This window comes from Burkholderia sp. Bp8992, from assembly GCF_003853705.1.
In the GTDB taxonomy this organism is placed as follows: domain Bacteria; phylum Pseudomonadota; class Gammaproteobacteria; order Burkholderiales; family Burkholderiaceae; genus Burkholderia.
The window spans coordinates 52102-70363 of the sequence record NZ_QTQI01000012.1; the positions used below are offsets into that span (position 1 = coordinate 52102).

The 18262-nt window shown below is 67.1% G+C and carries 17 protein-coding genes and 2 tRNA genes; 11 read left to right on the plus strand and 8 right to left on the minus strand.

Translation table 11 applies throughout. From position 1 onward, the window contains the following. The first annotated feature begins 134 nt into the window (after window positions 1-134). Complete coding sequence (gene otsA / locus DIE03_RS18690) at window positions 135-1556, plus strand: alpha,alpha-trehalose-phosphate synthase (UDP-forming) (protein ID WP_124452867.1); 1422 nt, start codon at window positions 135-137, stop codon at window positions 1554-1556. Beyond that, complete coding sequence (locus DIE03_RS18695; protein WP_124452869.1) at window positions 1549-2142, plus strand: AAA family ATPase; 594 nt, start codon at window positions 1549-1551, stop codon at window positions 2140-2142. Before otsA ends, DIE03_RS18695 begins: the two co-directional genes overlap by 8 nt. A 37-nt stretch (window positions 2143-2179) precedes the next feature. On the opposite strand, the gene DIE03_RS18700 is transcribed toward DIE03_RS18695, so the two are convergent. After that, the gene (locus DIE03_RS18700; RefSeq protein WP_124452871.1) at window positions 2180-3547 is read right to left on the minus strand and encodes an MFS transporter; all 1368 of its coding nucleotides are present in this window, start codon (window positions 3545-3547) and stop codon (window positions 2180-2182) included. A gap of 166 nt (window positions 3548-3713) precedes the next feature. Then, window positions 3714-4094, minus strand: coding sequence for a DUF5594 family protein (locus DIE03_RS18705; protein WP_124452873.1), 381 nt, complete (start codon window positions 4092-4094; stop codon window positions 3714-3716). A 156-nt stretch (window positions 4095-4250) separates the two neighbouring features. Between DIE03_RS18705 and DIE03_RS18710 the strand changes: the two genes are divergently transcribed. Then, window positions 4251-4613 carry a hypothetical protein gene (locus DIE03_RS18710; RefSeq protein WP_124452875.1) on the plus strand — a complete coding sequence of 121 codons (363 nt, stop codon included), beginning with the start codon at window positions 4251-4253 and terminating at the stop codon, window positions 4611-4613. A 193-nt stretch (window positions 4614-4806) separates the two neighbouring features. On the opposite strand, the gene DIE03_RS18715 is transcribed toward DIE03_RS18710, so the two are convergent. After that, a complete protein-coding gene (locus tag DIE03_RS18715; protein WP_124452877.1) occupies window positions 4807-5127 on the minus strand; it encodes a hypothetical protein in 321 nt (106 codons plus the stop codon). A 143-nt stretch (window positions 5128-5270) separates the two neighbouring features. Between DIE03_RS18715 and eco the strand changes: the two genes are divergently transcribed. Further along, window positions 5271-5771 (plus strand): serine protease inhibitor ecotin, encoded by a 501-nt coding sequence (eco, locus tag DIE03_RS18720; protein WP_124452879.1) that lies wholly within the window; start codon window positions 5271-5273, stop codon window positions 5769-5771. Window positions 5772-5807: 36 nt separating this feature from the next. Here eco and DIE03_RS18725 read toward each other — a convergent pair whose 3' ends face one another. Next, a complete protein-coding gene (locus tag DIE03_RS18725) occupies window positions 5808-6431 on the minus strand; it encodes a TetR/AcrR family transcriptional regulator (protein ID WP_124452881.1) in 624 nt (207 codons plus the stop codon). A 115-nt stretch (window positions 6432-6546) separates the two neighbouring features. Here DIE03_RS18725 and DIE03_RS18730 point away from each other — a divergent pair, with 115 nt between their 5' ends. After that, on the plus strand, window positions 6547-7287 hold the full coding sequence (locus tag DIE03_RS18730; protein WP_124452882.1) for an SDR family NAD(P)-dependent oxidoreductase: 741 nt from the start codon (window positions 6547-6549) through the stop codon (window positions 7285-7287). Window positions 7288-7330: 43 nt separating this feature from the next. Here the strand turns inward: DIE03_RS18730 and DIE03_RS18735 are convergent, their stop codons facing one another. Beyond that, on the minus strand, window positions 7331-7663 hold the full coding sequence (locus tag DIE03_RS18735; RefSeq protein ID WP_124452884.1) for a hypothetical protein: 333 nt from the start codon (window positions 7661-7663) through the stop codon (window positions 7331-7333). A gap of 232 nt (window positions 7664-7895) precedes the next feature. On the opposite strand from DIE03_RS18735, the gene DIE03_RS18740 reads away from it, so the two are divergent. After that, window positions 7896-9221 (plus strand): right-handed parallel beta-helix repeat-containing protein, encoded by a 1326-nt coding sequence (locus DIE03_RS18740; protein ID WP_260434911.1) that lies wholly within the window; start codon window positions 7896-7898, stop codon window positions 9219-9221. A 149-nt stretch (window positions 9222-9370) separates the two neighbouring features. On the opposite strand, the gene DIE03_RS18745 is transcribed toward DIE03_RS18740, so the two are convergent. From DIE03_RS18745 to DIE03_RS18755, 3 genes are all read right to left on the minus strand, one after another. Next, window positions 9371-9447: transfer RNA gene (locus DIE03_RS18745), tRNA-Met, on the minus strand. 285 nt (window positions 9448-9732) lie between these two features. Then, a tRNA-Arg gene (locus DIE03_RS18750) sits at window positions 9733-9807 on the minus strand. Window positions 9808-9953: 146 nt separating this feature from the next. Then, window positions 9954-10136 carry a rubredoxin gene (locus tag DIE03_RS18755; protein ID WP_034190709.1) on the minus strand — a complete coding sequence of 61 codons (183 nt, stop codon included), beginning with the start codon at window positions 10134-10136 and terminating at the stop codon, window positions 9954-9956. A gap of 198 nt (window positions 10137-10334) precedes the next feature. On the opposite strand from DIE03_RS18755, the gene DIE03_RS18760 reads away from it, so the two are divergent. From DIE03_RS18760 to DIE03_RS18780, 5 genes are all read left to right on the plus strand, one after another. Further along, window positions 10335-10739, plus strand: a complete 405-nt coding sequence (locus DIE03_RS18760) for a DUF4399 domain-containing protein (RefSeq protein ID WP_124452886.1) — start codon at window positions 10335-10337, stop codon at window positions 10737-10739. Window positions 10740-10969: 230 nt separating this feature from the next. Beyond that, window positions 10970-12955 carry an ATP-binding cassette domain-containing protein gene (locus DIE03_RS18765; RefSeq protein WP_409364426.1) on the plus strand — a complete coding sequence of 662 codons (1986 nt, stop codon included), beginning with the start codon at window positions 10970-10972 and terminating at the stop codon, window positions 12953-12955. A gap of 220 nt (window positions 12956-13175) precedes the next feature. After that, on the plus strand, window positions 13176-15158 hold the full coding sequence (locus tag DIE03_RS18770) for a DNA topoisomerase IV subunit B (RefSeq protein ID WP_124452890.1): 1983 nt from the start codon (window positions 13176-13178) through the stop codon (window positions 15156-15158). Window positions 15159-15227: 69 nt separating this feature from the next. Continuing rightward, entirely contained in the window at window positions 15228-17549 is a 2322-nt protein-coding gene (gene parC / locus DIE03_RS18775) for a DNA topoisomerase IV subunit A (protein WP_124452892.1), read from the plus strand. Window positions 17550-17784: 235 nt separating this feature from the next. After that, entirely contained in the window at window positions 17785-18243 is a 459-nt protein-coding gene (locus DIE03_RS18780; RefSeq protein ID WP_124452893.1) for a CopD family protein, read from the plus strand. Window positions 18244-18262: the final 19 nt, after the last annotated feature.

Consider the following 18262-nt stretch of genomic DNA (forward strand, 5'->3'; position numbering starts at 1 on the left):
GTCGTCGCCGCATTCCATCGCCGTATTTCATTGCATTTCTCGGAACTGAATCGCCGCACGGCCGCCTTCGGGCAGTCGTGCCCGCTTGGGCGCGCGTCGCGCGCCAGCCAATCGAATCGAGGAGGGGAAGCCGCATGAGCAGATTGATCGTGGTATCGAACCGTGTCGCCGCCGGCGAGGACACGCGCCCGAGCGCGGGCGGCCTGGCCGTCGGCGTGATGGATGCGCTGAAGGAAAGCGGCGGCGTCTGGTTCGGCTGGAACGGCGAGATCGTCGGTGCGCCCGACGCCGAACCCGCGATCCAGCGGGATGGCAACGTCACGTATGCGACGGTCGGGCTGACCCGGCGCGATTACGATCAGTACTACCGCGGTTTCTCGAACGCGACGCTGTGGCCGGTGTTCCACTACCGCGGCGATCTCGCGCGCTTCGATCGTCAGGAGTACGCCGGTTATCTGCGCGTGAACGCGATGCTCGCGAAGCAGCTAGCCGCGCTGCTGCGGCCCGACGACCTGATCTGGGTACACGACTATCATTTGCTGCCGTTCGCGCATTACCTGCGCGAGCTCGGCGTGAGGAACCCGATCGGTTTCTTCCTGCACATCCCTTTTCCGTCGTCCGACATGCTGCGCCTCGTGCCGCCGCACGAGGAACTCGTGAAGTTCATGTGCGCGTACGACGTCGCAGGCTTCCAGACCGAGGCCGACAAGCAGGCATTTACCGACTACATCGAACGGCGCGGGATCGGCGCGGCAAGCGACGACGGGATGCTGCACGCGCACGGCCGGGTCGTGAAGGTCGCGGCTTATCCGATCGGCGTGCATCCCGACGCGATCGCGCAGGCGGCCGTCCAGTACGGCACGCGCAAACCCGTGAAGATGCTGCGCGAGGCGCTCGACGGCCGCAAGCTCGTGATGAGCGTCGACCGTCTCGACTACTCGAAGGGGCTCGTCGAGCGCTTCCAGTCGTTCGAGCGGATGCTCGCGAACGCGCCGGGCTGGCAGGGGCGCGTGTCGCTGTTGCAGATCGCGCCGCCGACGCGTTCCGACGTGCAGACCTACCAGGACATTCGCGAGACGCTCGAAGGCGAAGCCGGCCGCATCAACGGCCGTTTCTCGCAACTCGACTGGACGCCGATCCAGTACCTGAACCGCAAGTACGAGCGCAACCTGCTGATGGCGTTCTTCCGGATGTCGCAGGTCGGCTACGTGACGCCGCTGCGCGACGGGATGAATCTCGTCGCGAAGGAGTACGTCGCATCGCAGGACCCGGCCGATCCGGGCGTGCTCGTGCTGTCGGAGTTCGCCGGTGCGGCGGCCGAGTTGACCGGCGCGCTGCTCGTCAATCCGTACGATCTGTCGCAGATGGCCGAGGCGCTGGAACGTGCGCTGTCGATGCCGCTCGCGGAGCGGCAGGCGCGTCATGAGGAGAATCTCGCGCGGCTCCGTGACAACGACCTGTCGGTCTGGCGCGACACGTTCGTCGCCGACCTGCGCAGTGTCGCGGCGGCTGCGTCGGTCACGCAGCGTGCGGGCCGGCGGGTTGCGCATGCGTGAGTTCGCACCGGGCGCCGGTGCCGAGGACGAGGCGACGGACGCTGCCGTCGGCCGCTTCTTCGTCGTGACGGGCGGCCCGGGTTCGGGCAAGAGCACGCTGCTCGATGCGCTGGAGCGTGCCGGCTTTGCGCGCTCGCAGGAAGCCGGGCGCGGCGTGATCCGCGACCAGATGGCCATCGACGGCCTCGCGCTGCCGTGGCGCGACCCGGCGGCGTTCGCCGAATTGATGCTGAGCTGGGAGTTGCGTTCGTATCACCTCGCGCGGCAGGCGCGCGGGCCCGTGTTCTTCGATCGCGGCGTGCCGGACGTGGTCGGCTACCTGCGGCTGACTGGCCTGCCGGTTCCCGCGCATGCGGAAGCGGCGGCCCGCCGTTTCCGCTATCACCGCCGCGTGTTCATCGCGCCGCCGTGGCCCGAGATCTATGCGCAGGACACCGAGCGCCGGCAGGATTTCGCGGAAGCCGAGCGGACCTACGACGCGATGGTCGATTGCTACACGTCATATGGTTACCGGCTGATCGAGTTGCCGCGCGTCGGCGTAAAGGCGCGCGTGCGCTTCGTGATGGACGCGCTCGACGCCGCGTGACGCTCGTCGTGCGTGCGGTGCGTGGCGCATGGCCGCGTCAGGTCGCCGCGTCCGGCCGTGGCGACGTGATGCGCAGCATGCTCACGACGGCCGCCACCGCAGCGAATGCCGTCGCGACATAGAGCGCGATCGTCGGCCCGCGATCGGGCGACAGGCCGAAAATCAGGGCGACCAGTGCCGCGCCGAGCGTCTGGCCGGTCAGGCGCGCGGTGCTCAGCATGCCGCCCGCGCCGCCGCTGCGCTCGCGCGGCGCCGACGACAGCATCGCGCGGTTGTTCGGCGACTGGAACAGCCCGAAGCCCGCACCGCACAGCGCCATCCGCCACACGATGTCGACGGTACCCGGATGCGGGCCGATCGTCGCGAGCGACAGCAGACCGGCCGCAAACAGCGCAAGCCCGATCCCGCCGAGGATGCCGGCCGAATAGCGGTCCGACAGCACGCCCGCGAGCGGCGCGGCGAACACGATCACGAGCGGCCACGGCGTCATGTAGAGCCCCGTCTCGACCTGCGAGAAGCCGAGCGAATTCTGCAGCCAGAACGGCAGCGCGACGAACGCGAGCATCTGCGACGTGAACGACGCCGTCGACGTGTAGACCGACAACGCAAACATCGGGATGCGCATCAGGTCGACGGGCAGGAGCGGCGCCGGCTGCGACAATTGACGCTTCACGAAGAAGTAGCCGACGACGACCGCGACCGCCAGCTCGGCCGCGACGTACGCGTGACCCTCGCCGTGGCCGAGCCCGTCGACGGCCGTGATCAGCAGGCCGAACACGCACGCGTTCATCAGCGCGCTCGGGAAATCGTACGGCGCGTCGTGCAGCGGGTTGGCCGGCAGTGCGCGCACGCTGCCGAGAACCGCGGCGATGCCGATCGGCACGTTGACCGCGAACAGCCACGGCCACGATGCGAACGACAGGATCGCGGACGCGACCGTCGGCCCGATCGCCGACGACAGCGCGACGACCATCGCATTGATCGATAGCCCGCGCCCGAGCATCGACGACGGATAGATCATCCGCACGAGCGCCGCGTTGACGCTCATGATGCCGGCCGCGCCGAACCCCTGGATCACGCGCATCACGGCCAGCATCGGCAGCGAGCCGGCAAGGGCGCAGCCGAGCGAGGCCGCGGTGAACAGCGCGAGCCCGGCGATGTAGATGCGGCGATAGCCGATGCGCTCGCCGAGCGACGCGAGCGGCAGCAGCGTGATCGTGACTGCGAGCTGGTACGCGTTGACGATCCAGATCGACGCGGCGTCGGATGCATGCAGGTCGTGCGCGATCGTCGGCAGTGCGACGTTCGCGATCGCGCCGTCGAGCACGGCGAGCGTGATGCCCAGTGCGACGCAGACGATCGCCCAGTAGCGTTGCGGAAGCGGCAGGCCGGTATCGGCGTTCATGACGGGAGCCAGAGCGTGGTTGTCCGCGCGCCCGCTTGCCGGTTGCGTGCGCAACCATGCGAAAAGGGTGGAGGCGGCGATGAACGGCCCGGCCGGCGCGGCTGCACCGGATCGGGGCCGGTCGAGTGTATCACCGGGCCGCGTGACGTGACGCCGACGCGCGCACTCAGCCTTCGAAGTCGAGACCGCCGAGCCGCACGAGCGGTTCGGCCTGCGTGCGCGACGCGAGATCGATGTCGCGTGCGCCCTGCCATGCACCCAGCTTCTTCGGCAGCGCGGCGAGGTAGTGCTCGAAGCGCTGCGGGCCGTCCTGCGACATCAGCCGCTCGATTTCGTCGGTGTCCCAGGTCAGCTCGAGATTCAGCGGATGCTCGAAGCCGCTCACATGTTCGTGCGGCGCGCTGCGGATCTGCACGCGCGTCGGATGCCCGTGGCCGCCGTACGGGACGACGTCGGTCAGCACGTGCTCGGCGAAGAAGGCGGCGATGGCCTGCGCGATGCGCGGCGCGAATTCGGTATCGAAACGGCGGGCGGTTTCGGGCTGCATGAAGGCGTCTCCTGTATGCCGAAAATCGTAGCACGGCGGCACGGCGTTCCGGTGGGCGTGATGCCGGTAATCGCGCGTTACCACTTGCTGCATCTATTACGGCCGCGTGCCGCCACAATGCATTGCATCCAGTACCACTTCGCGTGGGAGTCCATCATGAAAAAGATTGCCGCAGTGTGTGTCCTCGCCGGTTCGCTCGCCGTCGCGGGCCCGGCGTCCGCGCATGGCCGCGACGGCGGCGCCGTCATCGGCGCCTTGATCGGCGGCGCGGTGCTGGGCGCGATCGTGACGTCCGCGATGAATCCGCCCGTCGCGTATCAGGCGCCCGTGTACCAGGCACCGGCCTATCAGCCGCCGACGTACTACCAGGCGCCGGCGTACCAGCAGCCTGCGTATCCCACCTATCAGCAGGCGCAGTATCAGGACGACGGCCCGAACTATTGCTACGACCGCTATCAGCGCGCGTACGTGTGCGGCGCGCCGGTGCAGGGCGGCTACGCGCAGCTGGCTGGGTGGTAGGCGGGCGTATGCGACGCGTGAACGGGCAGGGCGCCGGCCGGCACCCGCCGACGTTCATGTCGCGGGACCGGACGACAAAAGGCCCTCGCTTCCTGCGAGGGCCTTTGCTTTTGTGCGGCTGTCCGTTCGCTTGCGTGATCCGCGGCCGGCCATCGGCGGGCCGTGCGCGGATACAAACGGTTGCAATTGCGCGTCAGTGGCGATGACCGCCACCGTCGTCACCGCGCCCGCCGCCGTCGTTCCAGTCGCCGCGGCGGCCGCCGCGTCCCCAGCCATTGCCGCGGTTGCCGCGATCGCCGTCCCAGCGATGGTAGTCGCGCCGGCCGCGATCCCAGTCGCGTCCGCCGCCGCCACCCCAGATGTTGACCGTACCGTACACGGGGGACGGCGCGTACGCGTAGCCGGGATCGGAATAGTAGGGCTGCCCGTAACCGTAGCCGTATCCGGCGTCCGGGGCGACGACGCAGCCGGCCAGCAAGGTCGCGACGCCGGCGGCAGCAATGAGCTTCAGCATGATGTTCTCCGTTGATTGCCATATAAGTACCGCGCGCGCGAACCGGCAGCTGTTTGCAATTGTGTCGGCAAATTACAGTGGCGTAAGGTCCTGATGCGAAAGTGTTAGCATCCGGGGCTCATTTGTTTTTCAGGAGCACATCGATGAAATTCGCGATCCGGGCCGCGCTGGCCGCTTTCTGCGTCACGACTGCCGCCGCGTGCATGGCGAGCCCCGCATCGGCGCCCGCCGTGCCGGCCGAGTCGATCAAGATGTTTCCGCAGGCGGCGGCCGGCCAGCAGCGCGTCGTGATCGGGCTGCCCGCGCTCGAGAACGAAGGCGATGCGCGCGTCGAGCTGATGATCGGCAAGACGCTGCAGACCGATTGCAACCAGCAGTGGTTCGGCGGCGAGCTGACCGCCGAGGACGTGAAGGGCTGGGGCTATACGTATTACCAGCTCACCGACGTGAAGGGGCCGGCTTCGACGCTGATGGCGTGTCCGGGCCAGGCGCCGCAGCAGCGGTTCGTGCAGGTACGCGGCGACGGCCAGCTGCTGCGCTATAACAGCCGCCTGCCGCTCGTCGTCTACGTGCCGGACGGCTTCGAGGTGCGCTATCGCGTGTGGCATGCGTCGAAGGACGTGCAGCACGCAGCGAAGCAGTAACCTGCCGACGCGGTCGCGCGCGGCGATGTCCTGCCGCTACGCGCCGCCCGTGCCGCACGCGCCGACGAGCGCCGGCCATGCGGCCAGCGCGGCTTGCGCGACGGCCTCCAGATCGCGGCGGCTCGCGCCGTCGCGCGCCTGGATCGACATGCCTTGCTGAACCGTCACGTAGTACCGCGCGATCGCGTCGAGGTCCGCGTCCGCCGAGATCTCGCCGGTCGCGACGCCCTGCCGCAGACAATCCCGCAACGCCTCGACCGTGCGCTCGCGCATCGCGATCAGCGTTTGACGGACCGTATCGGAACGCTCGGCCGGATGCAGCGCCGACAGCACGATCAGGCAGCCGGCTGGCTTCGAGCGCCGCGTGAACACGCGCGCGGTATCCATCAAGTAGTTCCGTATTGCGTCGTGCGCGCTGCCGGCGTGTTCGACGCCATCCCAGATTTCCCGTCCCTCCGTCGCGCGGTAGTGCTCGAGCGCCTGCCGGAACAACGCTTCCTTGCTGCCGAACGCCGCATACAGGCTCGGCGACGCGATGCCCATCGCGGCCGTCAGGTCCGTCATCGACGCACCTTCGTAGCCGAGACGCCAGAACACCTCCATCGCGCGATCCAGCGCCGCTTCCTTGTCGAAGCTTCTCGGTCGGCCCCGTTCAGCCATTGCGTCCGTCCCTTCGTCAATTTCTGTATCGATCGATAAAATAAATCAATTGACTGTGGTGCGCAACTTGCCACATTCTGTGCCGGTCGTTACATAAATAAGGAAAGGAGCCGACATGAACCGACTTCAGGGTAAGCGTGCACTCATCACGGGCGGCAGCCGCGGCATTGGCGCGGCGATCGCGAAACGGCTGGCGGCCGATGGTGCGGACGTTGCGATTACGTACGAAAAATCGGCCGAGCGGGCGCATGCCGTCGTCGCGAGCATCGAGGCGCTGGGCCGCCGTGCCGTCGCGATCCAGGCCGACAGTGCCGATCCGGTTGCGGTGCGCGACGCTGTCGACCGTGCAGCGGAGGCGTTCGGCGGGCTCGACATCCTCGTCAACAACGCGGGGATTTTCCGCGCCGGCGCGCTGGACGACCTCACGCTCGACGATATCGACGCGACGCTGAACGTGAACGTGCGCGCGGTGATCGTCGCGTCGCAGGCGGCGGCGCGGCATCTCGGGGAGGGCGGGCGCATCGTGTCGACCGGCAGTTGCCTCGCGACGCGCGTGCCCGACGCGGGGATGAGCCTCTATGCGGCTAGCAAGGCCGCGCTGATCGGCTGGACGCAGGGGCTCGCGCGCGATCTCGGCTCGCGCGGCATCACGGTCAATATCGTGCATCCTGGATCGACCGATACCGACATGAATCCGGCCGACGGCGAGCACGCCAGTGCGCAGCGTTCGCGGATGGCGATTCCGCAGTACGGCAAGGCCGATGACGTCGCCGCGCTCGTGGCGTTCGTCGTCGGGCCGGAAGGAAGGTCGATCAATGGCACCGGGTTGACGATCGACGGCGGTGCGAACGCGTAAGGACCGATGCCCGGCGCGATTCAGCCGGGCGGGGCGGGGTCCGTTATCGGCAGCCGAGCTGCCGATGCTCGGCTTCGAGGTCGGCCCGTTTGTCATAGGCGCGCAGTTCGTTGCGCGGCTTGCCGTCCGGGCCGAAGCCGCGCACGACCTTGTGGCCGCGGTCGGGCGCGTGCGTGACCGCGTCGATGCCCGCGGCCAGTTCGCGGCAGCGGGCGTCGGACGATGTGCTTTCCGGATGCGGTGCGGCTGCGGTCGTGACGTTGGCGATGCCCGGGCTGACATAGCGCGGCTTGGCGGGCGCCGTGCCGGTATCGGTGGCGTTCGCCGGGCAGGTCAGGGCAGAAAGTATGGCCAGCGCCGCGAGGGTTCGAATCATGGTCGGGTCCGGATACGGGAAAAGGTTCGGGATTCTACGCAATGCGCGGTGCCCGTCCGTGCCGATTGGACGAAGTGCGATCGCATGTCGCATGTCACGGCGATGAATCGGAGAGGATCGCCAACGATTTGTGCGTGCGACACACAGTGCGACGCGGAGCGGACGAAAGCCTCATTTACAAAGGTGCCGCGCGTACTTAGGATGGCGCCATCTCGGGCTCGTCGGAAATCCTATGCGTACAGTCGATCGGGCGATGCTCGCCGCGTTTTGCCTTGGCCTCGCCGCGTGTGGCGGTGGCGGCGACAATGCGGCGCCGGCGGCGCAGACCGTTGTGGGCGCACCTGCCTCGCCCGCCGAACCTGCGCCGGCATCCAGCCCCGCCGGCACGACATCGGGCAACGCGCGCTTGCCCACGCAGGGTGCAAATTCCACGATCGTTGCGGACGTGACCGTCTATCCGGCCGCCGACGGCAGCGATCAGGCCGATGCGCTGCAAAAGGCATTCGACGGCCTGAAGGCCGGCCAGCGCCTGGTCATCGCGCCGGGGCGTTACGTCGTCGGGCATTCGCTCACGGTGAGCGTGCCGCAGGCGGTGATTGCCGGATACGGCGCGACGCTGGCCGCCACGAATCCTGCGGACCAGACGATCTTGATGAGCGGCACCGGTTCGACGCTCGTCGGCGTGACGCTGGCCGGCACCGGCACGACGCGGCTCACGACGCCGGCCTCGACCAAGGTCGAGGTGACGGGAACGGGTGTCCAGGTGCTGCGCGTGACGATCGACGGCGGCGCGAGTGCGGGGATCTTCGTGTTCGGCGGCAACAGTGTCGCGATCGTCGGCAATACCGTCCACGCGACGCTGGCCGACGGCATCCACGCGACCAACGGATCGATCAACGTGCTCGTGCAGGACAATACGGTGACGGCCACCGGCGACGACCTGATCGCCGTCGTCAGCTATATCGGCGACGGCCGTATCAGCAGCAATGTGCTGATCGACCATAACGCGGTGTCGGGCAATGCGTGGGGGCGCGGCATTGCGGTGGTCGGCGGGCAGGCCGTGACGATCTCGAACAATACGGTCGACGGCGTGCAGAAGGCGGCGGGCATCCTGGTGGCGCAGGAGGACAGCTGGAACTCGTATGGTGCGTCGAACGTCGCGATTACCGGCAACGTCGTGACCAACATCCAGAATTCGAACGTGAACAACAACGGGCTGCAGCCGACGCAGCAGGCGGCGCTCGAACTGGACACCTGGACGGGCACGGTGACGAACGTCGCGGTGACGGGCAACAGTGTGTCCGGCTCCGGTTATGCCGGTTTCCGCGCGTATGGGAACGTGTGTTCTTTCAGCGTGACGGGGAATACGTTCTCGGCGATCGCCGGTGCGCCGGTGTCGCTGCTGGCGAACGGGTGTGCGGCGAGCCAGATGGTCGTCGACGCGAACCGGCTGGGGGATGGCAGCTTGCTGGCGCTGCCGTCGGGGTCGTCGGCGAAGGGGACGTTTGCCGTGACCGGCGCGGATGCGAGTTTGATGCCGCAGGTAAAGACATTCTGATCGGCCGAGATCCCTCGCTTCCGCTGACTGCAGTAGCTTCTGCGCGATGTTCCGCAGGGAGTCCGCGTTGTCGCGACGCAGTCGGTTTCCCGCACGGAAGCGACGACAAATAAAAAGCCCGCTTGCTGTCGCAAAGCGGGCTTCGATGTTGGTTGCGGGGATAGGATTTGAACCTATGACCTTCGGGTTATGAGCCCGACGAGCTGCCAGACTGCTCCACCCCGCGGCGCGAAGTGTACTCCATACTGTTGCAGTGCGTCAAACGACTGGCGACATGGCCGACGGCAGATATACATGCACCGGCCGGGTGACGAGAAACGGCCGGTCGTGATCCTGCTGGCAGACGACTGGAGAAATGGCCGATGACGTCGAACCTCGAGGCGGCGCGCGCGATGCTGCAGTTTACCGGGCGGACGAAATGTACGCGGCGGCGAAGTGATTCGGCGCTACGCCAAATTTACGCCAAACTCACCGATGAGGCTTGCGGTATAAGGCCGGGATGGAGTGTCGCTGGTCCCCCCGACAGGAATCGAACCTGTATCTAGCGCTTAGGAGGCGCTTGTTCTATCCATTGAACTACGGGGAGAGCCATGTCCGGGCAATCGCGCGCGAAACGCGAACCGGACGGCAGTGTGGACAGCGCGCAGAGTATAGCAAAGGCGCGGCGCGTCGGCGGGGCGGAATGCGCACCGACGCGCGTATCGCGTAATCAGCCGCGATCGAAACGAAAAATCAGAAATCGACGACGACGAAATCTTCCTTGCCCACGTCGCACAGCGGGCAGCGCCAGTCGGCGGGGATGTCGGCGAAACGCGTGCCGGCCGCGATGCCTTCGTCGGGCAATCCTTCCGCTTCGTTGTACACCCACCCGCAAATCAGGCAGACCCAGCTCTGGTATTCGGTTACTTCGCTCATGTAGCGCTCGGCAAAATGAAAATTCGGTGATGCCGTCCGCAGCCTCTTCGGCGGACGAAAGGCGCAATGGTACCGGAATTTCGCCGAACACCTCCGCAACGTCGTTTTAAACGTACGCATCGCGAACAACCGGCGTCGTCGCATGGGGTGGGCATGCAGTGTATGCTTCGTGGGCCTGTCAATCTGTAGGAGGAAAGGATGTTCAACAAAAAGTGGATCGCGGGTGCAGTGTGTGTCGCGGCGCTGGCCGTGTCGACGCTCGCGCGTGCCGAAGCGCGCGTGTTCTTCGTCGAGCCGCAGGACGGCGCGACGGTGTCGAGCCCCGTGCACGTGAAGTTCGGTCTGGAAGGCATGGCGCTCAAACCGGCCGGCGACATGACGCCGGATACCGGCCACCATCACCTGCTGATCGACGGCAAGCCAGTGCCGAAGGGCGACGTGATCCCGGCGAGCGACCATTCGCTGCATTTCGGCAAGGGCCAGACCGAAACCGACGTGAAGCTGGCGCCCGGCCAGCACACGCTGACGCTGCAGCTCGGCGACGGCGCACACCGTTCCTACGGTCCCGAAATGAGCTCGACGATCACCGTCAACGTGAAGTAATTGCACATCCGCGCGGGCGCCAGGCGCGCCGCGCGCGGAATGGCCGATCGGCCGGCCGCGGCGTATCGGGCCGGCCTTTGTCCATTCGTGCAGGCATGCAACCTGCACGGCCGGTACCCAGCCGGAAACCGGCCGCCAGCCGTTCATCGCACCGCGCCTGCGCGCGTCGCGCGCCGATTGTGGCGCTCGTCCATCCGGCCAAGCCGGTGCCGGCGTCCGCGACCGGTACAATGGGCGCTTCCGATTCCTCTCTTCGCCGTCTCCCCATGTCGCTCTATTCCATTACCGGCGCGCAGCTCGCGTTCGGTCACGTCGCGTTGCTCGATCACGCGGATTTCTCGCTGGAAGCCGGCGAGCGCGTCGGCCTGATCGGCCGCAACGGCGCGGGCAAGTCGTCGCTGCTGAAGATCGTCGCCGGCCTCGCGAAGCCCGACGACGGCCTGATCACGCGCCAGCAGGAACTCGTGACCGTCTACGTGCCGCAGGAGCCCGAGTTCGAACCGGGCGCGACGATCTTCGACGCGGTCGCGTCGGGGCTCGCGCATACGCGCGAACTGCTCGAAGAATTCGATTCGATCGCGCACCGCCTCGCGGATATACCGGAAGGCGCCGAGCACGACGCGCTGCTCGCGCGGATGAATGCGCTGCAATCGTCGCTCGACGCGCACGACGCGTGGAACTGGCGCACGCGCGTGTCGATGACGCTCGCGCAGATCGGCCTGGTAGACGGCGACGCGAGCGTCGACGCGCTGTCGGGCGGGATGCAGAAGCGTGTCGCGCTGGCACGCGCGCTGGTGCTGCAGCCCGACGTGCTGCTGCTCGACGAACCGACCAACCACCTCGACTTCGACGGCATCCGCTGGCTGGAAGAACTGCTCGTCTCGCAGCGCGCGGGGCTGCTGTTCATCACCCACGATCGCGCGTTCCTCGACCGCGTCGCGACGCGCATCGTCGAACTCGATCGCGGCCGGCTGCTGTCGTATCCGGGCAATTTCTCCGCCTACCAGACGCGCAAGGCGCAGCAGCTCGAAGTCGAGCGCGTGGAAAACGACAAGTTCGACAAGCTGCTCGCGCAGGAAGAAGTGTGGATCCGCAAGGGCGTCGAGGCGCGCCGCACGCGCAGCGTCGGCCGCATCGCGCGGCTCGTGCAGATGCGCAACGAGCGCGCGGAGCGCCGCAATTCGCAGGGCAACGTGAAGCTAGACGTCGCGCAGGGCGAGAAGTCCGGCAAGATCGTCGCGGAGCTGACCGACGTGACGAAGCGCTACGGCGGCCGCACGGTCGTCGACCGTTTCTCGACGACGGTCATGCGCGGCGACAAGATCGGCTTCGTCGGTCCGAACGGCGCGGGCAAGACCACGCTGCTCAAGCTGATCCTCGGCGAGCTGAAGCCCGACGAAGGCACGGTGCGCACCGGCACGAACCTGCAGGTCGCGTATTTCGACCAGATGCGCGCGCAGCTCGACCAGGACAAGAGTCTCGCGGATACGATCAGCCCCGGCAGCGAATGGGTCGAGATCGGCGGCGTGCGCAAGCACGTGATGAGCTATCTCGGCGATTTCCTGTTCGCGCCGGAACGCGCGCGCTCGCCGGTGAAGTCGCTGTCGGGCGGCGAGCGTAACCGGCTGCTGCTCGCGCGCCTGTTCGCGCGTCCGGCCAACGTGCTGGTGCTCGACGAACCGACCAACGACCTCGACATCCCGACGCTCGAGCTGCTCGAAGAGCTGCTTGCCGACTACGACGGCACGGTGCTCCTCGTCAGCCACGATCGTGCGTTCCTCGACAACGTCGTGACGTCGGTGATCGCGGCCGAGGGCGACGGCAAGTGGCGCGAATACGTCGGCGGCTTCAGCGACTGGCAGATCCAGAGCGAGCGTTCGGAGCAGCTCGCGCAGCAGGAAGCCGCGAAGCGCGCGGTCAAGGAAGCGGCGCCGCTGAAGGAAGACGCGGCGAAGAGCGCCCCGGGCCGCAACGCGCAGCGCACGGTGAAGCTGTCGTTCAACGAGCAGCGCGAGCTCGATTCGCTGCCGGAGAAGATCGCCGCGCTCGAAGAGGAGCAGAAGACGATCAATGCGCGGCTCGAGGACGGCTCGATTTTTGCGAAGGATCCGGCGGAAGGCACGCGCCTGACCGAGCGCTTCGCGGCGATCGACGACGAGCTGCTCACCGCGCTCGAACGGTGGGAAACGCTCGAGGCGAAGCGCAAGCCGGCGTGACGCGTGGGGCGCACGCCGATCTCGTGATTGGCGTGCCACGCGGAACCAGTAAAATACCGCGCGTCCAGGGCCGCGCAGCGCACGCCGCGCGCCCGCTTTCGGAGCAGTCCAAGCACACCGTTGTTTCGATTCGCTTTTTTACGGAACTCAACGTTTTGTCCACGACGTTATCCACACGAGGTGTGGACAACGTCCCGATGAATGACGAAATTCAGCGCCTATGTCAACGAAGAAACCCAGCGCGGCCTATAGCGAAGCATCGATCAAGGTGCTCAAGGGTCTCGAGCCGGTCAAGCAGCGGCCCGGCATGTACACCCGTACCGAGAATCCGCTGCACATCATCCAGGAAGTCATCGACAACGCGTCCGACGAGGCGCTCGGCGGCTACGGCAAGCAGATCACGGTCACGCTGCACGCCGACCAGTCGGTCTCGGTCGAGGACGACGGCCGCGGCATCCCGTTCGGCATGCACCCCGAAGAAGGCGTGCCGGTCGTCGAGATCGTGTTCACGCGCCTGCACGCAGGCGGCAAGTTCGACAAGGCTGCCGGCGGCGCCTATACGTTCTCGGGCGGCCTGCACGGCGTCGGCGTGTCGGTGACGAACGCGCTCGCGACGCGCCTCGACGTGACGGTGTGGCGCGACGGCAAGATCGCCGAGCTCGGCTTTGCCGAAGGCGACGTCGTCAAGCCGCTCGCGACGCAGGGCGCTGGCCGCGGCGAGAAGAAATCCGGCACGCGCGTGCAGGTGTGGCCGAATCCGAAGTACTTCGATTCGCCGAACCTGCCGCTCGGCGAGCTGCAGCGCCTGCTGCGCTCGAAGGCCGTGCTGCTGCCGGGCGTCGAGGTCGTGCTCGTCAACGAGAAGACCGGCGAGCGCCAGACGTGGAAATATGAAGACGGCCTGCGCGGCTACCTGCTCGACGAAATGAACGGCAGCGAGCTGCTGATCCCGCTGTTCGAAGGCGAGCGGTTCGCCGATTCGCGTTCGGGCGACGATACGTTCGCCGAAGGCGAGGGCGCGTCGTGGGTCGTCGCGTGGAGCGAGGAAGGCTCGCTCGTGCGCGAGTCGTACGTGAACCTGATCCCGACGCCGGCCGGCGGCACGCACGAATCGGGCCTGCGCGACGGCCTGTACCAGGCCGTGAAGAGCTTCGTCGAACTGCACAACCTGCAGCCGAAGGGCGTGAAACTGCTCGCGGAAGACGTGTTCGCGCGCGTGTCGTTCGTGCTGTCCGCGAAGGTGCTCGATCCGCAGTTCCAGGGGCAGATCAAGGAACGCCTGAACAGCCGCGACGCGGTGAAGCTCGTGTCGTCGTTCTCGCGTCCGGCGCTCGAACTGTGGCTGAACCAGCACGTCGAGCACGGCAAGAAGCTCGCCGAACTCGTGATCAAGCAGGCGCAGGCGCGCACGCGCGCCGGCCAGAAGGTCGAGAAGCGCAAGAGCTCGGGCGTCGCGGTGCTGCCGGGCAAGCTGACCGACTGCGAGACCGAGGATATCGCGCGCAACGAACTGTTCCTCGTCGAGGGCGACTCGGCGGGCGGCTCGGCGAAGATGGGCCGCGACAAGGAATACCAGGCGATCCTGCCGCTGCGCGGCAAGGTGCTGAACACGTGGGAAACCGAGCGCGACCGCCTGTTCGCGAACAACGAGGTGCACGACATCTCGGTGGCGATCGGCGTCGATCCGCACAGCCCGGACGACACCGTCGACCTGTCGAACCTGCGCTACGGCAAGATCTGCATCCTGTCGGACGCGGACGTCGACGGCTCGCACATCCAGGTGCTGCTGCTCACGCTGTTCTTCAAGCATTTCCCGCAACTGATCGAGCGCGGCCACGTGTGCGTCGCGCGGCCGCCGCTGTTCCGCGTCGACGCACCCGCGCGCGGCAAGAAGGCCGCGCAGAAGCTCTATGCACTCGACGACGGCGAACTCGAGGCGATCCTCGACAAGCTGCGCAAGGACGGCGTGCGCGAGACCCAGTGGAGCATCAGCCGCTTCAAGGGCCTCGGCGAAATGAGCGCCGAGCAGCTGTGGGACACGACGATGAACCCCGATACGCGCCGCCTGATGCCCGTGAAGCTCGGCGAGCTCGACTACGAGGCGACCGTCGCGCGCATGACGATGCTGATGGGCAAGGGCGAGGCAGCCGCGCGGCGCGGCTGGCTCGAGGAAAAGGGCAACGACGTCGAAGCGGACATCTAAGCCACGCATCCGCGCGGCCGGGCACGACGCCCGGCCCGGCCCCACGCCACTTACGAATACGGAATTCAGATGGACGACAACACTTCCGATCTCTTTGCCAGCCCCGACGCGCCCGAGAGCGACGCGCTGACGCTCGGCAACTACGCGGAGCAGGCGTATCTCAGCTACGCGGTCAGCGTCGTGAAGAGCCGCGCGCTGCCCGACGTGTGCGACGGCCAGAAGCCGGTGCAGCGCCGGATCCTGTTCGCGATGAACGAAATGGGCCTCGGGCCCGACGCGAAGCCGGTGAAGTCGGCGCGCGTGGTCGGCGACGTGCTCGGTAAATATCACCCGCACGGCGACCAGTCGGCGTACGACGCGCTCGTGCGTCTCGCGCAGGATTTCTCGCTGCGCTACCCGCTGATCGACGGGCAGGGCAACTTCGGCTCGCGCGACGGCGACGGCGCGGCGGCGATGCGTTACACGGAAGCGCGCCTGACGCCGATCTCGAAGCTGCTGCTCGACGAGATCGACCAGGGCACGGTCGACTTCATGCCGAACTACGACGGCTCGTTCGAGGAGCCGAAGACGCTGCCGAGCCGCATGCCGTTCGTGCTGCTGAACGGTGCGTCGGGCATCGCGGTCGGCCTTGCGACCGAAATCCCGTCGCACAACCTGCGCGAAGTCGCGGCCGCGGCGGTCGCATTGATCCGCAATCCGAAGCTCACGCACGCGGAGCTGATGAACCTGATTCCCGGCCCGGATTTCCCCGGCGGCGGCCAGATCATCTCGAGCGACACCGAAATCTCGGCGGCCTATGAAACGGGCCGCGGCAGCCTGAAGGTGCGCGCGAAATGGAAGATCGAGGATCTCGCGCGCGGCCAGTGGCAGCTCGTCGTCACCGAGCTGCCGCCGAGCACGTCGGGCCAGAAGGTGCTCGAGGAAATCGAGGAGCTGACCAACCCGAAGCTCAAGCTCGGCAAGAAGACGCTGACGCCCGAACAGCTCAACACGAAGAAGGCGATGCTCGACCTGCTCGACGCAGTGCGCGACGAGTCGGGCAAGGAAGCGGCGGTGCGGCTCGTGTTCGAGCCGAAGTCGCGCACGATCGACCAGACGGAATTCGTGAACACGCTGCTCGCGTACACGAGCCTCGAGTCGAACGCGACGCTGAACCTCGTGATGATCGGCGCCGACGGCCGGCCGGGCCAGAAGGGCCTGCTGACGATCCTCGACGAGTGGGTGAAGTTCCGCCAGCTGACGATGACGCGCCGTTGCCGCCATCGTCTCGCGAAGGTCGACGACCGCATCCACATCCTCGAAGGGCGGATGATCGTCTTCCTGAACATCGACGAGGTGATCCGCATCATCCGCGAGTCGGACGAGCCGAAGTCCGCGCTGATGAGCGCATTCGGCCTCAGCGAGCGTCAGGCGGAAGACATCCTCGAGATCCGGCTGCGCCAGCTCGCGCGGCTCGAGAAGATCAAGATCGAGAAGGAACTCGAAGCGCTGCGCGACGAGAAGGCGAAGCTCGAGGAACTGCTCGCGAACGAAAGCGCGATGAAGCGGCTGATGATCAAGGAGATCGAGGCCGACGCGAAGCAGTACGGCGACGATCGCCGCACGCTGATCCAGCAGGAAAAACGCGCGACGTTCGAGGCGAAGGTGGTCGACGAGCCGGTGACGGTCGTCGTGTCGCAGAAGGGCTGGGTGCGTGCGCTGAAGGGCCACGGGCTCGACCCGGCCGCGTTCACGTTCAAGGCCGGCGACAGCCTGTACGCGGCGTTCCAGTGCCGCACGCCGGACCGGCTGATCGCGTGGGGCAGCAGCGGCCGCGTGTACTCGGTCGACGTGTCGGTGCTGCCGGGCGGGCGCGGTGACGGCGTGCCCGTCACATCGCTGATCGAGCTCGAATCGGGCTCGCACCTGATGCACTACTACGCGGCGCCGGCCGACCAGCAACTGCTGCTCGCGTCGAGCAACGGCTTCGGCTTCCTCGCGAAGGTCGGCGACATGGTGAGCCGCGTGAAGGCCGGCAAGGCGTTCATGACCATCGATGCGGGCGCGGTGCCGCTCGCGCCGATGCCGGTGCTGCCGAACGCGACGCAGGTCGCGTGCCTGTCGAGCGGCGGCCGTCTGCTCGTGTTCGGGATGGACGAGATGAAGACGCTGTCCGGCGGTGGCCGCGGCGTGATCCTGATGGCGCTCGACGACAAGGAAACGCTCGTGCAGGCGCTCGCGATCGATCCGGCCGGCGTCGTGCTGATCGGCACGGGCCGCGGCGGCAAGGCGCAGGACGAGACGCTGTCGTACGCGGGGCTCGCGCCGCACATCGGCAAGCGCGCCCGCAAGGGCCGCGCGCCGGAGACGAAGCTCAAGGTCGTCAACGAACTGCGTCCGCTGCTCGGCTGACGCAGGGCTGGTTCGGCCGCGATCGAAGGCCGCACGTCCGCTTCGGCGGTGTGCGGCCTTTTGCTTGACGGCGGCGATTCGGGTAAGCAGGCGTGGCGCTGTCACGCTGAACTTGCAAAATATTGTGAAATCGCGCCGAGGGTCTGAACCGAGGGGCAACCGGCCGGTCGAACGTCGCTTGATGCCGCGCTCGACGCGGCCGTTCGCCGCACCCACTCATCACAGGATTGTCGCCATGTCCCATGCCGTTGCCGTCGCGCTGTTTCTTCACCTGCTGGCCGTTGCCGTGTGGGTGGGCGGGATGGTCTTCGCGCACTTCTGCCTGCGTCCGGCGCTGTCGGACCTGTCGCCGCAACTCCGGCTGCCGCTGATCGAAGGCGTGTTCGGCCGTTTCTTCAACTGGGTGGCGGGCTCGGTGATCGTGATCCTGCTGTCCGGCGGCTTCCTGCTCGTGGCATTCGGCGGTGCGCACGCGACGTGGTCGCTGCACGCGATGGCCGGCCTCGGCGTTGTGATGATGCTGATCTTCGGCCATATCCGCTTCGCGTTGTTTCCGCGCATCCGTCGCGCGGTGCAGGCGCAGAACTGGCCGGACGGCGCGCGCGCGGTGAATGCGGTGCGCCTGCTCGTCGTCGTGAATCTCGTGCTCGGCGTCGTCACGATCGGCGCGGCCGTGCTGTCGCGCGGTTTCTGACCGGCGGCCAGCGGCCGTC